Raw genomic sequence first — 14,342 nt, forward strand, 5'->3', positions numbered from 1 at the left:
GGGAGTAATGGGGATTATAAAGGAGTGGCTTCGTACGCAAAGGTTAAGGAATCAGCTTATGGAGGTGTTCGGAAAAGCAGGTTTATATACGGAACATCAAACCCGTGGGGGGAAAGTGCCTATTTATCCAAAGGTACATAATGTTTCTTCTTCAGCAGAAAGCGTGAGGTATGTTTTTACCATACCAAACGGATTAGATCCACAGAAGATTGAAAAGAAGTGGTTTTGTTTTCAGCAAATATTAGGACGGAATATTACGATTGAAGGGGATGTGAAAAAGTTTGTACTACATGTATTCCGTTCAGATGCTGGACTAAAACCATACAATTACTGTCATAAAGAATGGCAGCCATTATTAAAAGAATACCGTCTTCCTGTTGTGGTTGGCCGGGACCAATTCGGAAAAACGATTACGTATGATATGGTTGATTCCAATACACCACACTTATTAATAGCAGGAGAAACGGGAAGCGGGAAAAGTAGTATGGTACGTGTTGTATTATCCACACTTATTCAATATATGTCTCCTGAAAAGTTGCATTTGTACCTTGGTGACTTAAAAAACTCTGAATTTCATTTTTTGCGTAGAGTGAAGCATGTGAAAGAAGTTTGTATGGAAGAAATTGAAATGAAAATAATGCTTCAAAAGTTATGGAAGGAAATCAGAGAACGAAGAAAACTTATGGAAGAATATGAAGTTGATCATATTGATGCGTACAACAAATTAAATCCTAATTATCAAAAATCATATATTCTACTTGCTATCGATGAAGTGGCCATGCTAAAAGATGAAAAAGAGTGTATGACTACAATTGAAAAGATTTCAGCAGTCGGCCGATCACTTGGGGTGTTTCTTATGCTTAGTATGCAGCGGCCAGATGCGAAAGTGTTAGATGGTAAGTTAAAGCTCAATATGACCGTAAGAATTGGCTTTAAATGTGATAGTGCAATTAATAGTAATATCATGGGTACTCCTGGTTCAGAGCATTTAGAGCAATCAGGCCAAATGATTTTAAAACGAAATGGATTAAAGAAAGTGCAAGCCCCTTATTTGGAATTAAGTAAGGCGAAACAGATTGTTGAACCATATCGCATGTCTAAAGAGGAGAAAATACTCCAGAATTCATCGCAAGAAGAAATTCCGTTATTTGGGGTGTTAGATGATGAAGAGTAGAGATAAAGGAATTTTGAATGATTTGAAGCGATTTAGATGCATGTCCCGTGACGATATTATTGACTTGCATTTTCAAGGCTTAAAGAATGCGGTAACTTGTTGTAATACGGTTATGAAACGATTAAGAAGAGACGGCTATGTTGATGCTAACGTATTGCAGCACCCATACATTTATTTTCCGCAGCCAAGTTCTATCAGAAAGACAAGTCAAAAAATTCCTCATTTCCTTGGTATTGTGCACGTATACAAACAACTCGTTCATTATGAAAATCCTAAACTATTCAAAGTTGAACCAAAGTATGGGAAAGAATATATGGAGCCGGATGCTTTTACTATATGGCGTAGATCACCATTCTTTATTGAAGTTCAAAAGTCAGTGTACAGTAAAAAAATAATGCAAGATAAGATAAACAGATACGAGTTATACTTCCATAGCCAAGAATGGCACAATGAATCCTGGCAACCGAAAGGTTCTAAATTCTTTCCTTCAATCCTTATCATTACTGACAAACATTACGACGTTCAATCTCATCATTTACGTATATTTCAGGCGAATTCTATAGAAAGTTTTATGAATAATTTAGCTGTGAAATCATAAAGAAAGCCTGCATAGTGCAGAGCTTTTTTCTTTTCAATAATATATTAAGTCATGTGTGATGATGATTGTTAGAATGCAGTAAATGAGCAAAGTAAATTTAAAGTAAGTTATGAAATGGTAATAAAGTATATTAAAAAGATAGGGTAAAACTTCTTCTAGAATGATATCTCCATAATTAATAACTTGTATGATAACCTCTCGATTATCACTATATCCATTCATATCTACAACTTGTCCCACATATTCGTTTGTACCAATATCTTTTTAAAGTACTCTAAAAAATGCACTTTATATTTTCTTTATCTTATCTTTATCTTATTTTTAAATTTCTATATTAAACTTAAAACCTAAAAGAAATAAATTTGAGTCTAAAAGGGGCAGAGAAATAGATGATTATTATATATTTTGTAAATAACCAACCGTCATTGAAAAATTGAATTTCTTATACGAGGAGAAATATATGAAGGATATGAGTAAAAAACAAATTATTAAAGTATTCCTTATTAGTATTTTAGGTTTAGGAACAATGCTTGGAATACTATATTTTAATCATAAAACTAATATTCAACAAAATAAAGCGCTCGCTACCGAAAAACGTGTATTGCAATATGAGCCTACCTTGAAAAAAGAATTAGAAAAATATAATTTAGGAGGGAAAACAGCAGTTTTATTAGGAATTATGTACCAAGAGAGTAGAGGTGAGGGAAACGACCCTATGCAGTCATCTGAATCACTTGGATTAAAGCCAAATGAAATTCAAGAGACAAGCTTGAGCATTAAACAAGGGGTAAAACACTTTGCTAAAATGTACAAATATGGAACGGAAAAAGATGTTAGCATGGATACAATTATTCAAAGCTATAATATGGGGCCAGGGTATATTGATTTTATTGCCAGTCAAGAAGTTAAACAACACTCGGAAGATTCGGCCAAAAAGTTTTCTAAGATGAAAGTTGATCAAAACCCAGCGATGTACACTTGTGGTGGAAATAAAAATAATTTTAGGTATCCATATTGTTATGGTGATTTCACATATGCCACAAAGGTGAATGAAAAAACAATACTTATTGAAGAACTTCTTCGAAATGTACATGATTCTTCTAAATAAGCTGTATAATGATACCTTCAGTTATCAACAATAAAATATTAGAATGTAACTTATACTTTAAAAGTTATAAACTGTTTTAAAAGTAGTTGTATGACTCCGGTGGCTCGGGCTCATGATCTTTACCCTGTCAAGGTAGCGCTCTCCCTGCTGAGCTATGGGGCCCCAACAAACGGTACAATCGCTGCTTAATAAACGGTTAAATGCAAAGTACAGGTTGTGAGGGTTGTCCAAAAGGTGCGGTAAAGCTAACAGAGAATGGACTTAATGTGTTACGGGCGTTAGGGTAATACGAGGATATTGATTATATATGGGGGTAAATAAGTTGAAAAACATTGAAGTTCTAAATACATACATTGAAGGGTTTTCTGATGCTCTCCCTACGTGGTTAAAGCATCTAATCGAGGCAGAGGAGATACATCAAAACTATGAGAATGTACAGGTACTTGGTGCATTAAAAACTGATGCGGTGTTGTACTATGTACACCGTACGCTGCAAGTGTTAGATGGGTTGTCTTTAGATGAAGAAGCGTATCGCATTATTGAAAAGGTACTAACGTATAGTGAGCTTGCAAAGGTAGGCTCTTTAAAGCAGCGGGAGCAATGGAAGAAAAACGGGATTAACCTATTGGTACATAACGAAGGTTCTGCTGATATCTTTAGTGATATTCAGTTTATCGAACGTATAGAGACAAACTTAAACTCTACTGAGTATTTGTTTGTTCGAGATTTAATTAGAACACATGGATTAATCGGGCAGTATATCCGCGGGGAGGCTCGTTTGGACTCTCATGTTGATTTGATTAACACGTATAAAGAAGAGTACGGAGAGGGTAGGTTAAAGGAGATTCTATACTATCTTAACCAATGTATTATTGAGGGCGTATCAAAATCCTTGTGGAGTGAAGTAAAGGACGATGTGAAGATTACAATTGATGGTCTGTTTGATGGCTATGTGGAGCCATTTACTTCTCGCATACATAGACTCACGCCAAAACATAAGGAGTCAGCATTTGAAAAAGATATAATTATGGGGAGCGAGAAGAGTGGCGTTCAAACCTTTTTATCTGATAAGGATTTGTGGTATGTAGAACCGTCTATGCATGCTCTTAGCTTCGAGGATATTTGGACAGTTTTTGTTATGTTAAAGAACGAGATAGGCACTGGAAAGGTTCAGCATATCCATTTCGAGAAATTGATGCAGCAGTTGCACTATGATTTCAAAGGCGAGAAGAAGGACAACTTGTATCGTAAACGGGTTATTGAGAAGTATCTACGGGAGTACCGTGAGAACGAGAAGCCGGATACAACGCATGTTTCCTTTGAGGTTAAAGTCGATGAAGATATGAAGACTGCGTATGTGTCGTTTCAGTTTTCTGCTGTAGGTGAGGCGTTAATTACCTTCTGTGTAGAGGCGGAAAAGGTAGATATGATGCATGCTCGGGCAAATGTGCTGCTGTTTGATTTCTTCGGGTTACGTAAGGATGCGTATGATAGATTCCATAACGAAGAAGTATATCTGGAGCATATGAATAGTTCGGCTGATGATAAACGAATTATTCTTGATTATATAAAGGGAGATACGGTTGTAGATGTCGGAGCCGGTGGTGGTGTCATGCTAGACATGATTGAAGAAGAGACCGAGGATAAACGAATCTACGGTATCGATATTTCCGAAAACGTGATTGATACGTTGAAAAAGAAGAAGCAGAACGAGGGTCGTTCTTGGGACGTCATTAAAGGGGATGCAATCAACTTAAGCAGCTCGTTTGATAAAGGATCGGTTGATACGATTGTATATTCTTCTATCCTTCATGAACTATTCTCTTATATCGAGTATGAAGGTAAGAAATTCAATCATGAAGTAATTAAAAAGGGTCTGCAGAGTGCCTACGAGGTGTTAAAGCCAGGAGGTCGTATTATCATTCGTGATGGCATCATGACCGAAGATAAAACGTTAATGCGTGTGATTCATTTTAAAGATGCGGGCGGAATGAAGTTCTTAGAGCAGTATGTCCATGAATTTAAGGGTCGTATAATCCAATATGAGGTACTTGCAGACAATACAGTCAAAATGCCTGTTAACGATGCGATGGAGTTCTTATATACGTATACCTGGGGCGAGGATTCCTTCGTTCATGAGGTACAGGAGCAGTTTGGAATCTTTACGCCAAACGACTATAATGATTTCGTAAAGGGTATCTTTGGGGATAAAGTAACCATTGTTCAAGCTATTAACTATTTGCAGGATGGATATACAAGCCATCTTAGCGAGAAAATCGAGTTTAAAGATGAGTCTGGGAATGCGGTTGCGCTACCGGATAGTACGTTCTTTATGGTTTTAGAAAAGGTGAAGTAATGGGTTATTGGTACAAATAAAGTATAAAGGGGTAAAGGGCACATGCCCATCAACTTAAGAATTCGGAATTACCCCAGAACGACATTTTATGTTACAAGTTAGCACAAAATTTCGTTCTGGGGGTACTATAAAATTTTAGCTTGATGGGTATGTGGCGGGACCCCAGGTAATATTTTTTAAGTGAATATACTATACAAGTCCAGTTAAACGCATCATTATCGATAGAAAAAATGTTATAGCCTTAATTACATAAGGAAAAAGAATCCCTTATGATTGAACTGTACCCTATAAAATGGACAGTTTAATAAAAAAGCCCTGAAAAATCAAGCACTTAAAAGGTGGTTCCGATATTCGATCGGAGCCATCTTTTTTAATGTCCACTGATAACGATTATAATTATACTCCTCCATATAATCCTTTATGTTGAGCTCAAGGGATTCAAAGGTTTGACAATCTTTATAATCTAATTCATCTTTCATATGACCAAAAAAGGATTCCATTGGTGCATTGTCTAAACAATTGCCCCTACGGGACATAGATTGTCTGATCCCCATTTCTCTTACACGTTTCTGAAATTCAGGGTGTGTATAATGAATACCTTGGTCTGAATGTAGAAGCGCTTCAGGATGAATGACTTCTCCTAATCTCTCTTTCAAGTTATCTAATGTTTGATAGACGATATCCATTCGTAAAGAGGAAGAGACATGATAGGCTAAAATCTCTCGTGTTGCGCTGTCTTTTACACATGATAAATAAGCCTTCTTTCCTTTTCCATAAAATAAATAGGTAATATCCGTTAACATACTTTTTTCAGGCTCTTCTTGATTGAATTGGCGTTTTAAAAGGTTCGGACATGTTTTATGTTCTTGTGTCGCTTTTGCGATGTGTTTATAAGGATTCGCTCGGCGAATCTTTGTCACAAGGTTATATTTACGCATAATACGGTAAATACGCTTGAGATTCATACAAATTCCTTTTGTCTTTTCCAACACCATTTTGATAGAACGACCACCACATGTTTTCCCTTTTCGATTAAAAATTTCTTGGATCCATTCATAATCTGTTTCATCATTGCGTTCTTTTTCCAGCTGTTTATCTGTCTGATGAAGCCACGCATAGTATCCACTCCGACTTACCCCAGTCAGTGTGCAAAGGTAACGCACCATACGTGGGAATTGGAATCGACGTATGGTTTGTTCAATCAGTGTGTATGTTTCTCGTGGTGTTAACGCTTCTTCTGTAACGCCTGCCTTTCGAGTTCGTCTAACTTTTTTAGGAATGTCAATTCCGCTTCTAAAAACGCAATACGTGCTTCCGCTTTCTTTAATTTTTCATCAGAAGAGAGGGGTTTTTCCGAAGGGCGTCCCGTGCTTCCTTTCCCACGGCGTTCTGTATAAAAGCCTTCCTCACCAAATTGTTCAAAGGTTCTTCGCCAACGTTTCAAGCATTGTTTTGGTTTCTTCTCACCGATCACAGCTAAGTCAAACCCATTCTCTAAAAAGATTTGGCTAGGACCTTTTCCTTGTTGATTTTCTTTTACCGCTCTTACTTTGAAATCTGAACAATAGCTAATCGAACGGTCCGACGCTTTTAATACATTTTTATTTTTTTCTAGCTGTTTCATTTGAATTTCGTTAAAAATAATTTTACTCATTCTCCGTACCTCATTTCTATCGTTGGTTCCATTATAACGAGGTTTTTTGATAAAAATACACAAAAACCCCGAATCATGGGGCTTTTTTTAAGTGTCCATGATTCGGGGTACAGTTCAGATTTCTAGGATTCTTTTTCTTGTTTAAAGTTTGCTCACACAAATGATCTGCACATCAATTCATCTTTGATATACAGATCATTTGTATGATAATTCTTATAAATAATTGCTAAATGATAAGCTTACATAAATGCTTTTAAAAGTTCTTGAACGAATGGAAGTACTCCACCTACAAATTTCAAAACTGCCATTGCGATTGCCATAATCATTTCCTCCTTTTTAATATTAAGATATTATGAATTTCTATACTCTCATTATAGTAAGCGCTTATATAAATAGCAATTTATTTTAATATGCAATATTTCATATGAAAAGACGGCTTATATTGTTATAATAGAAAAGGTAAATTCTACAGCATTTCTCGATGTACTGCAAAGCTAATGATTATGAAAGTTCCAGTAGGTAAAAAGGGAGAAGAATTTTTATAATTCTTTTCCCTTTTTATATGTTCACAAACAGAACATATCTATAATAAGAGAGTGCTTGTATACGATTATTTATTTCACTCCCTTTTCCTCATATCTCTTTACAACCAGATAAAAAGGTTCGACTTGAGGGGAACGAAGAAACTTATATATCATTATTAAATCATTTAAACAAGTAGGTGATAGTATGGGAACATTGTTAGAGGAATGTATTGAAACTTTGGGCCAGAATATAAGAATCTTATCTAAAGAAGAAAAAGAAATGGTTCTTATGAATTTTGAAACTAATTTTTCTATTACACAAGGGGGACGTATTGAATGGTCAAAAATAACTCAGTGCATTGAAATAAATACAATTGATGAATAATTTCATATTTGAATAGTTGTTACGATGAATATAATAAGAAGGTTTATTTAATTTGGGATGAAGGGACATTACCGTGTACAGAAATGTACAAAGAAAGAATATGCAATATTACATTTTACATTATTTCATCGGGATAATATGTTATTTATTGAATGGAATATATAAATGGGGGAAATGTTATGAACAAGAAATCAAGGTTTACCCAAATGATGCTCGGTATTAGTACAATGGCCTTATCATTTGGAAGTATCCAAACACAAGTATCAGCGGAAGAAAACACACCTTATAATGTGTTACAAAAGAAACCAATTGGGATAGAAACTTCAACAGATGAAATTGCACATTCTACAAAAGCAGACGAAACATTGTCTTATGAAGAACGTTTAAAAGTAGGCGATTTTTCACAACGTCCAGCCCCGGTCGTGAAACGAGCAGCGGCAAAACAATTTCAGCAAAAGTATTCTTTAGCAGAGCTGAATAGAATGAGTAATGACGAATTCATCGATACATTGGCAAGTATTAGTTGGAATCAAATTACAGATTTAGATCAATTTAATCAAGAGACAAAAGAGTTTTATCAAAATAAAGAGCGAATACAGGTTATTATTGATGAATTAGGTCGTCGTGGAAGCACATTTACAAAAGATGATACAAAAGGGATTGAGACGTTTGCTGAAGTATTACGTTCCATATCTTATGTAGGCTTTAATAATAAAGAGATAAGCTATTTAAATGAACGAAGCTTTCATGATAAATGTTTACCTGCATTAAAAGCAATTGCAAAAAATCCGAATTTTAAATTTGGTACAGATAAACAGGATGCAGTGGTATCTGCATACGGTAAATTAATTAGAAACGCTTCTTGTGATGCTGAAACAGTTCAATATGCGGCGAATATATTAAAGCAATATAACGATAATATTTCCACATATATAAGTGACAAGAAGAAAGGGGACGCCGTGTATGAGCTTATACAAGGGATTGATGATGATATACAGTCTTACTTGTTTGAGACACGTAAAAAAGCGGATGAAACAATATGGTATGGGAAAATTGATGGTTACATAAATGAAGTTAGTCGAATGGCTCTTTTGAACCATGTAACAACAGAAAATAAATGGTTAATTAATAATGGTATTTATTATACTGGTCGTTTAGGGAATTTCCATAGTAATCCAAATAAATCTTTAGAAGTACTTACACATGCAATGCGTATGTACCCTCGTTTAAGTGAGGCTTATTTTAATGCGGTAGAGCAAATTTCAACAAACTATGGTGGAAAAGATTATAACGGAAATACAGTAGATTTTAAGAAAATACGTGAAGAAGGCCAGCAGCAGTACTTACCAAAAACGTATACATTCGATGACGGCTCTATTGTATTTAAAACAGGAGATAAAGTAACGGAAGAAAAGGTTAAGAAACTATATTGGGCTGCAAAAGAAGTAAAAGCGCAGTATCATCGTGTAATTGGAAAAGATGGAGCGTTAGAATCAGGGAAAGCTGATGATGTACTGACAATCGTCATTTATAATAATCCAGATGAATATAAACGAAATAGCCAACTATATGGATATGATACGAATAATGGTGGAATTTACATTGAAGGAATCGGAACGTTCTTTACATTTGAGCGTACACCGCAGCAAAGTCGTTATAGTTTGGAAGAATTGTTCCGTCATGAATTTACACACTATTTACAGGGAAGATACGAAGTTCCAGGATCATGGGGACAAGGAGAAATGTATCAAGATCAACGTTTGACTTGGTTTGAAGAAGGAAATGCAGAATTTTTTGCGGGATCTACTCGTACGAATAATGTTGTTCCGCGCAAAAGTATAATTAGTGGATTATCATCTGATCCTGCGAAACGTTATACAGCAGAACGAACATTATTTTCAAAATATGGAGAAGGAGAAGGAGACGAAAAATGGGACTTTTATAATTATTCTTTTGCACTGCAGTCTTACTTATATACTCATCAATTTGAAACTTTCGATAAGATTCAAGATTTCATTCGTGCAAATGATGTGAAGAATTATGATGCATATCGTGAAGCTTTAAGTAAGGATCCAAATTTAAATAAAGGATACCAAGACTATATGAAGCAGTTAATTGATAATCAGGGTACATATAATACTCCACAAGTATCAGATGATTATTTAGCTGCCCATTCACCAAAGCCACTAGCTGATGTAAAGAAAGACATTACTGATGTAGCAAAGATAAAAGATGCAACGATTACAAAGCATAAGTCTCAATTTTTTGATACGTTTACATTAGAAGGGACATATACAGGTGGCGTAACAAAAGGAGAATCTGAGGATTGGAAAACGATGAGCAAGAAAATCAATCAATCTTTAGAACAGATAGCGCAAAAAGAATGGAGCGGCTACAAAACAGTTACAGCGTATTTTGTTAATTATCGTGTGAATGCGAAAAATCAATTTGAATATGATGTTGTATTCCATGGTGTTGCAACGGGAGTAGAAGAAAAACAGACTGTTAAAGTAAATATGAATGGACCGTACAATGAAATATTAAATGAAAAAGTTGAGTTTCATAGCGATGGTACAGAAAGTACAGGTGGAAAAATTGTTTCTTATCTCTGGGATTTTGGGGATGGTACAACAAGTACAGAAGCAAATCCTACGCATGTATATGGAAAAGAGGGAACATATACTGCAAAGCTAACAGTGAAAGATAATAAAGGAAAAGTGGGCCGAGGTCAAACAACGGTTACCGTAAAAAAAGATGAGCCAGCAGGTCATAACTATCAAAATGCAAAGGTAATTCGTTTTAATAAGCTTTCAAAAGGAAATATGGATCGTCCTAATATGGCGTATATGCACACATTCAATGTCACATCTCCAAAAGAAGTAGATATTTCTGTTATAGATGAACAGGGAATTGGGATACAATGGGATGTATTTCACGAATCAGATCTAGGAAATCCTGTCATTACGGGCCAAGCGGATGGAAATAATATAAAAGGGAATTTTGAAGCGAAACCTGGGAAGTATTACTTAGTTTCATTTTTTGAAGAGGAAAATGGAAAGGGAACATATTCATTATTAGTAAAATAAATTCGTTTAATTATATAACGATGAATCGTAATGAATAAGAGCCTTTTGCAATTCCTTGTTTATCTGTTTAACAAAGGATGATGTAATATTCGAAAAAAATTGAATGAAATAAAAAAGAATCCCTTATGATTTCTGGGATTCTTTTTCTTGTTTAAAGTTTGCTCATACAAATGATCTGCACATCAATTCTTTCTTGATATACAGATCATTTGTATGATATTTTTTTACATATAATTGCAATTTCGGAATAATGAACTTACATTACTGTTTTTAAAAGTTCTGCTACGAATGCGGAATGGATGTATTGGATTCCTGGAAAGTATGGACTTGCAACAAGTGAATCAAGGGTAATTGACGGGGGAAAATATTACTTCAATAGTGATGGTTATATGTACTAAAAATGAAAGCATCCATTCGGGTGCTTTTGTTTTTATTTTATAGAAATTACACAATGAATGTGAAACTGAACAAAATGGACATTTGATGAGGTTATAACATACATGTATATAGGAATGACTATTTTAGGCGCTGCCGTGATCGGTTTAGCGTCTTATTTGTTGTTAAGGGATGATAAGGGGTAACAAAACAAACGAACTCAACGAACAAAAAAACACCTGAGACTATAGTCTCAGGTAAGTTTGTACGATTTGTAGTATTAAACCAGAGATTTAATCCGCTAGTATCTAAACTAGTGGATTTCAATTCATTATTTTTTCCATTCTGTAAGCTTGACATCCCATAGCAATGCATCGGTTCTGGTGCAAAAATGATTACGTAGATAATCCAACATGAATGTTATATTCTCATGAGAATGAGTTGTTCGGAAATCAATATAAAAATCCGTATTTTTATACTTTGTAAAGATTGAGCGTTCGTAATTACTCTCATATTTTTGTGTATATTTTGACAGCATTCGAGGTTGCACCAGAACCGAAGTTTTGGTGTAAAGCCAATGTTTAAGGTGATTTGAAAGTTTACATTCATTATAGAAGAGGTTATCCCCTGGTTTCACCCCAGCTATTGCATTTACACTTAAAAAAAAGGGGAGAAGACCTGGGTGGGTAATTAATACAAAAAGACGAAAATCCCTACAGTCTGTTTTTGGCCAAGGGTAATTCTTTTTTAATTTTAGGTAATTTTCAGGTGTGATGAATTCCTCTCACTCTTTATTTTTTTATGACATTAGGAGAGGCTAGCCCCTCGCTCCACTTTACCCCAGCCTTTACCTCATACCGAAAAGCAAAGGGGATAGGTATACTTTCCTGTTTGATATTTGCTTTGTTTAAAATGTTGTTCGTATAGGAAGCGAATAAGCTTCCTATACGAACAACATTACATATTAATAATTTAGAGGGTTTTAAAAATAAAGAGGTGGTTTTTAAATGTATATTGAGTCAACATACTTTCCTTATATAAATTATGATCAATGCTTCGATTGTTAATTCCCTGGTCCTCAGATTCCAGGTATACCTGGAATGCCAGGTTTTCCGGGTGTACCAAGTTTTCCAGGACAGCAAAGTTCACAAGCTCTAACATCTCCTTCCCCATCATTTATTCCTCAACAATCAACTGCTTCACCATTTGCTGTTGATCCAGGAGCAATTTCATTATGTTTATTTCGAAATACTTATATATGGCTTAGTAATGGTGAACAGTTTTGGCATTTCCCAATTTTTGTAGGACCAAGGTCTGTTGCTGGTTTTAGATGGAACGGTAGGTTTTGGGTTATTTTTAGAATTGATACGAGAAGGATTATTTCATTTACATGCTTTTAAAAATTATAGAGGAACGATAGAGGTTTAATTATATAAACAAAAGAGGTATTTGAATGAAAAAATTTCAATCATTTGATGGTACAATAACTATGATTAACGATTTTGTAACAGGATCAAACGAAGAAATAGGATGTAATAAATTAATGTCCGTAGATAATGGTTATGGGAATCTAATAAATTTTGTAGTGAAACCAAATACGTATTTTATCGACTATGCAACGGTAGTAGTAGGAGATAAAGTAACTGGGTTTTACGATGCTAACGCTCCTGCTCCTCTCATTTTCCCACCCCAATTTCAAGCAATTGTTATGGCAAAATATACACCGCATCAAAATGTAAAAGTAGACTATTTTAATGAACAGTTGGAGAGTAGTGATGGAAAATTAAAATTAAATATTTCTCCTTCTACTCAAATTTTATTAATAAATGGTCAATTCTTTACAGGTAATCTTGTAAATCGAAATTTAATAGCTATTTATGGTCTTACAACAATGAGTATACCAGCTCAAACTACACCATATAAAATCATTATTTTGTGTCAAAAGTGATTTCTATTCTAAAGGGTCTCTCGGTTTATCAAATTACAACCCATTGTACAATCAAACATTTAAACAATCTTATTGTACAGGATCATAGGCATGTAAAGAGACGTTTTGCCAAATCCGCAGGATTTCAAAATCTTCGTCATGCTTCACGTACGATAAAAGGTATCGAGACCATTCATGCCCTATATAAACAAAGGCGAAGTCTTCAAAGAGACTCCGCCTTTTCAACGTACAATGAATTTCAATAATTACTAGCTAATTCTTAAACCTTGATCCTTATTTACCAACCAGTTTATGCTTTTTTCAAACTTTGCAACAGAACCTACCCTTTAATATTTCTATAGTCGTACTCAAATAAACGATATTCCATAAAGTCTTGATGGCGATGGGCGGGACCCCAATTAAAGTTTTTTAAACCTAATTGGACTTACCATTAAGAGAGCCAGGATTAATATAATCCATGCATTGCTATATGAAAACAATCCCATACCAGCCAATGGTAATCCAGCAGCTGGAATAGGTAATCCCTTAAAATATCCAATGGTTGATTTTATACTAAATTTAGCTAATCTTAAAGCACCCATCGTTGGGAAAAGGATAAATGCCAAAGAAGTTAAAACAGATGGTGTTGCTATCGAATGAAATAAAAGTGCAGGAGCAACTCCGAAACTAACAATATCAGCTAAGGAATCCAATTCTACACCAAACTCACTGTTCACTTTTAATTTTCTCGCAATCCTTCCATCAAGAAGATCAAAAACAGCTGAAAAGAAAATAAAAATGGAGGTTACTCCCAAATAGTCACTCATATTCATGGTAATTGAAAAAACACCGCACAATAAATTTCCGATCGTAAATAAATTCGGTACAGCTTTTACCATCTGATTGAACAAGGTTGTCCCCTTAAGTTGATAAAACTTCACATTTATGTAGCATTTTCTATATATTCTTCCGTTATTCTTAAAAATATATGACCACTGTATACTAAGTAAATTTAGACAAGAGAAAGGCCGATTTCCTGTCCGTTATGTTGGTTTATAAAAATGTTTGATTATTTTCGGTATACGTTGTTGAACATTAGCACCTAATAGTTGCAGTTTCGGGTAGTCGAGCATTTTCCTCCGGTTGGTAGAAAAG

At 34.8% G+C, this 14,342-nt stretch carries 9 protein-coding genes and 3 pseudogenes; 9 read left to right on the top strand and 3 right to left on the bottom strand.

Annotation, left to right across the window (positions count from 1 at the left end):
• Positions 1–7 precede the first annotated feature (7 nt).
• Together MHI07_RS26795 and MHI07_RS26800 are read left to right on the top strand one after the other, a co-directional pair.
• Positions 8–1,174 carry an FtsK/SpoIIIE domain-containing protein gene (locus tag MHI07_RS26795; RefSeq protein WP_340827005.1) on the top strand — a complete coding sequence of 389 codons (1,167 nt, stop codon included), beginning with the start codon at positions 8–10 and terminating at the stop codon, positions 1,172–1,174.
• 22 nt (positions 1,175–1,196) lie between these two features.
• A complete protein-coding gene (locus MHI07_RS26800; protein WP_070178880.1) occupies positions 1,197–1,772 on the top strand; it encodes a replication-relaxation family protein in 576 nt (191 codons plus the stop codon).
• 120 nt (positions 1,773–1,892) lie between these two features.
• On the opposite strand, the pseudogene MHI07_RS26805 reads toward MHI07_RS26800, so the two are convergent.
• Positions 1,893–2,015: pseudogene (locus MHI07_RS26805) on the bottom strand (vancomycin resistance histidine kinase VanS); the annotation flags it as partial.
• Positions 2,016–2,232: 217 nt separating this feature from the next.
• Here MHI07_RS26805 and MHI07_RS26810 point away from each other — a divergent pair.
• Positions 2,233–2,880, top strand: coding sequence for a lysozyme family protein (locus tag MHI07_RS26810; RefSeq protein WP_000654275.1), 648 nt, complete (start codon positions 2,233–2,235; stop codon positions 2,878–2,880).
• Positions 2,881–3,187: 307 nt separating this feature from the next.
• On the top strand, positions 3,188–5,236 hold the full coding sequence (locus MHI07_RS26815) for a class I SAM-dependent methyltransferase (RefSeq protein WP_340827006.1): 2,049 nt from the start codon (positions 3,188–3,190) through the stop codon (positions 5,234–5,236).
• 323 nt (positions 5,237–5,559) lie between these two features.
• On the opposite strand, the gene MHI07_RS26820 is transcribed toward MHI07_RS26815, so the two are convergent.
• Positions 5,560–6,890, bottom strand: a protein-coding gene (locus MHI07_RS26820) for an IS3 family transposase (RefSeq protein WP_340822743.1) whose coding sequence is annotated in 2 segments (ribosomal slippage) — positions 5,560–6,503 and positions 6,503–6,890 — 1,332 coding nt in all. Because the reading frame shifts where the segments join, the coding sequence is not laid out codon by codon here.
• A gap of 729 nt (positions 6,891–7,619) precedes the next feature.
• Here MHI07_RS26820 and MHI07_RS26825 point away from each other — a divergent pair.
• The 5 genes and pseudogenes from MHI07_RS26825 to MHI07_RS26845 form a co-directional block, all read left to right on the top strand.
• Positions 7,620–7,799, top strand: coding sequence for a CDI toxin immunity protein (locus tag MHI07_RS26825; protein ID WP_215582737.1), 180 nt, complete (start codon positions 7,620–7,622; stop codon positions 7,797–7,799).
• Positions 7,800–7,978: 179 nt separating this feature from the next.
• Positions 7,979–10,885 (top strand): collagenase ColA, encoded by a 2,907-nt coding sequence (gene colA / locus MHI07_RS26830; protein WP_340827008.1) that lies wholly within the window; start codon positions 7,979–7,981, stop codon positions 10,883–10,885.
• Between the two features lie 1,382 nt (positions 10,886–12,267).
• Positions 12,268–12,660 (top strand): annotated as a pseudogene (locus tag MHI07_RS26835) (collagen-like protein).
• A 53-nt stretch (positions 12,661–12,713) separates the two neighbouring features.
• The gene (locus MHI07_RS26840; RefSeq protein WP_340827009.1) at positions 12,714–13,208 is read left to right on the top strand and encodes a hypothetical protein; all 495 of its coding nucleotides are present in this window, start codon (positions 12,714–12,716) and stop codon (positions 13,206–13,208) included.
• Between the two features lie 26 nt (positions 13,209–13,234).
• A pseudogene (locus MHI07_RS26845) lies at positions 13,235–13,453 on the top strand (DDE-type integrase/transposase/recombinase); the annotation flags it as partial.
• 153 nt (positions 13,454–13,606) lie between these two features.
• Here the strand turns inward: MHI07_RS26845 and pssA are convergent.
• Positions 13,607–14,098, bottom strand: a complete 492-nt coding sequence (pssA, locus tag MHI07_RS26850; protein ID WP_340827139.1) for a CDP-diacylglycerol--serine O-phosphatidyltransferase — start codon at positions 14,096–14,098, stop codon at positions 13,607–13,609.
• Positions 14,099–14,342: the final 244 nt, after the last annotated feature.

This window comes from Bacillus sp. FSL H8-0545 (assembly GCF_038006105.1).
Taxonomy (GTDB): domain Bacteria; phylum Bacillota; class Bacilli; order Bacillales; family Bacillaceae_G; genus Bacillus_A; species Bacillus_A cereus_U.

Excerpts from the sequence above, each read along its gene's own strand:
- MHI07_RS26795 (WP_340827005.1), top strand. The coding sequence starts at position 8 with ATGGGGATTATAAAGGAGTGGCTTCGTACGCAAAGGTTAAGGAATCAG.
- MHI07_RS26810 (WP_000654275.1), top strand. The coding sequence starts at position 2,233 with ATGAAGGATATGAGTAAAAAACAAATTATTAAAGTATTCCTTATTAGT.
- MHI07_RS26815 (WP_340827006.1), top strand. The coding sequence starts at position 3,188 with ATGGGGGTAAATAAGTTGAAAAACATTGAAGTTCTAAATACATACATT.
- MHI07_RS26825 (WP_215582737.1), top strand. The coding sequence starts at position 7,620 with ATGGGAACATTGTTAGAGGAATGTATTGAAACTTTGGGCCAGAATATA.
- colA (WP_340827008.1), top strand. The coding sequence starts at position 7,979 with ATGAACAAGAAATCAAGGTTTACCCAAATGATGCTCGGTATTAGTACA.
- MHI07_RS26840 (WP_340827009.1), top strand. The coding sequence starts at position 12,714 with ATGAAAAAATTTCAATCATTTGATGGTACAATAACTATGATTAACGAT.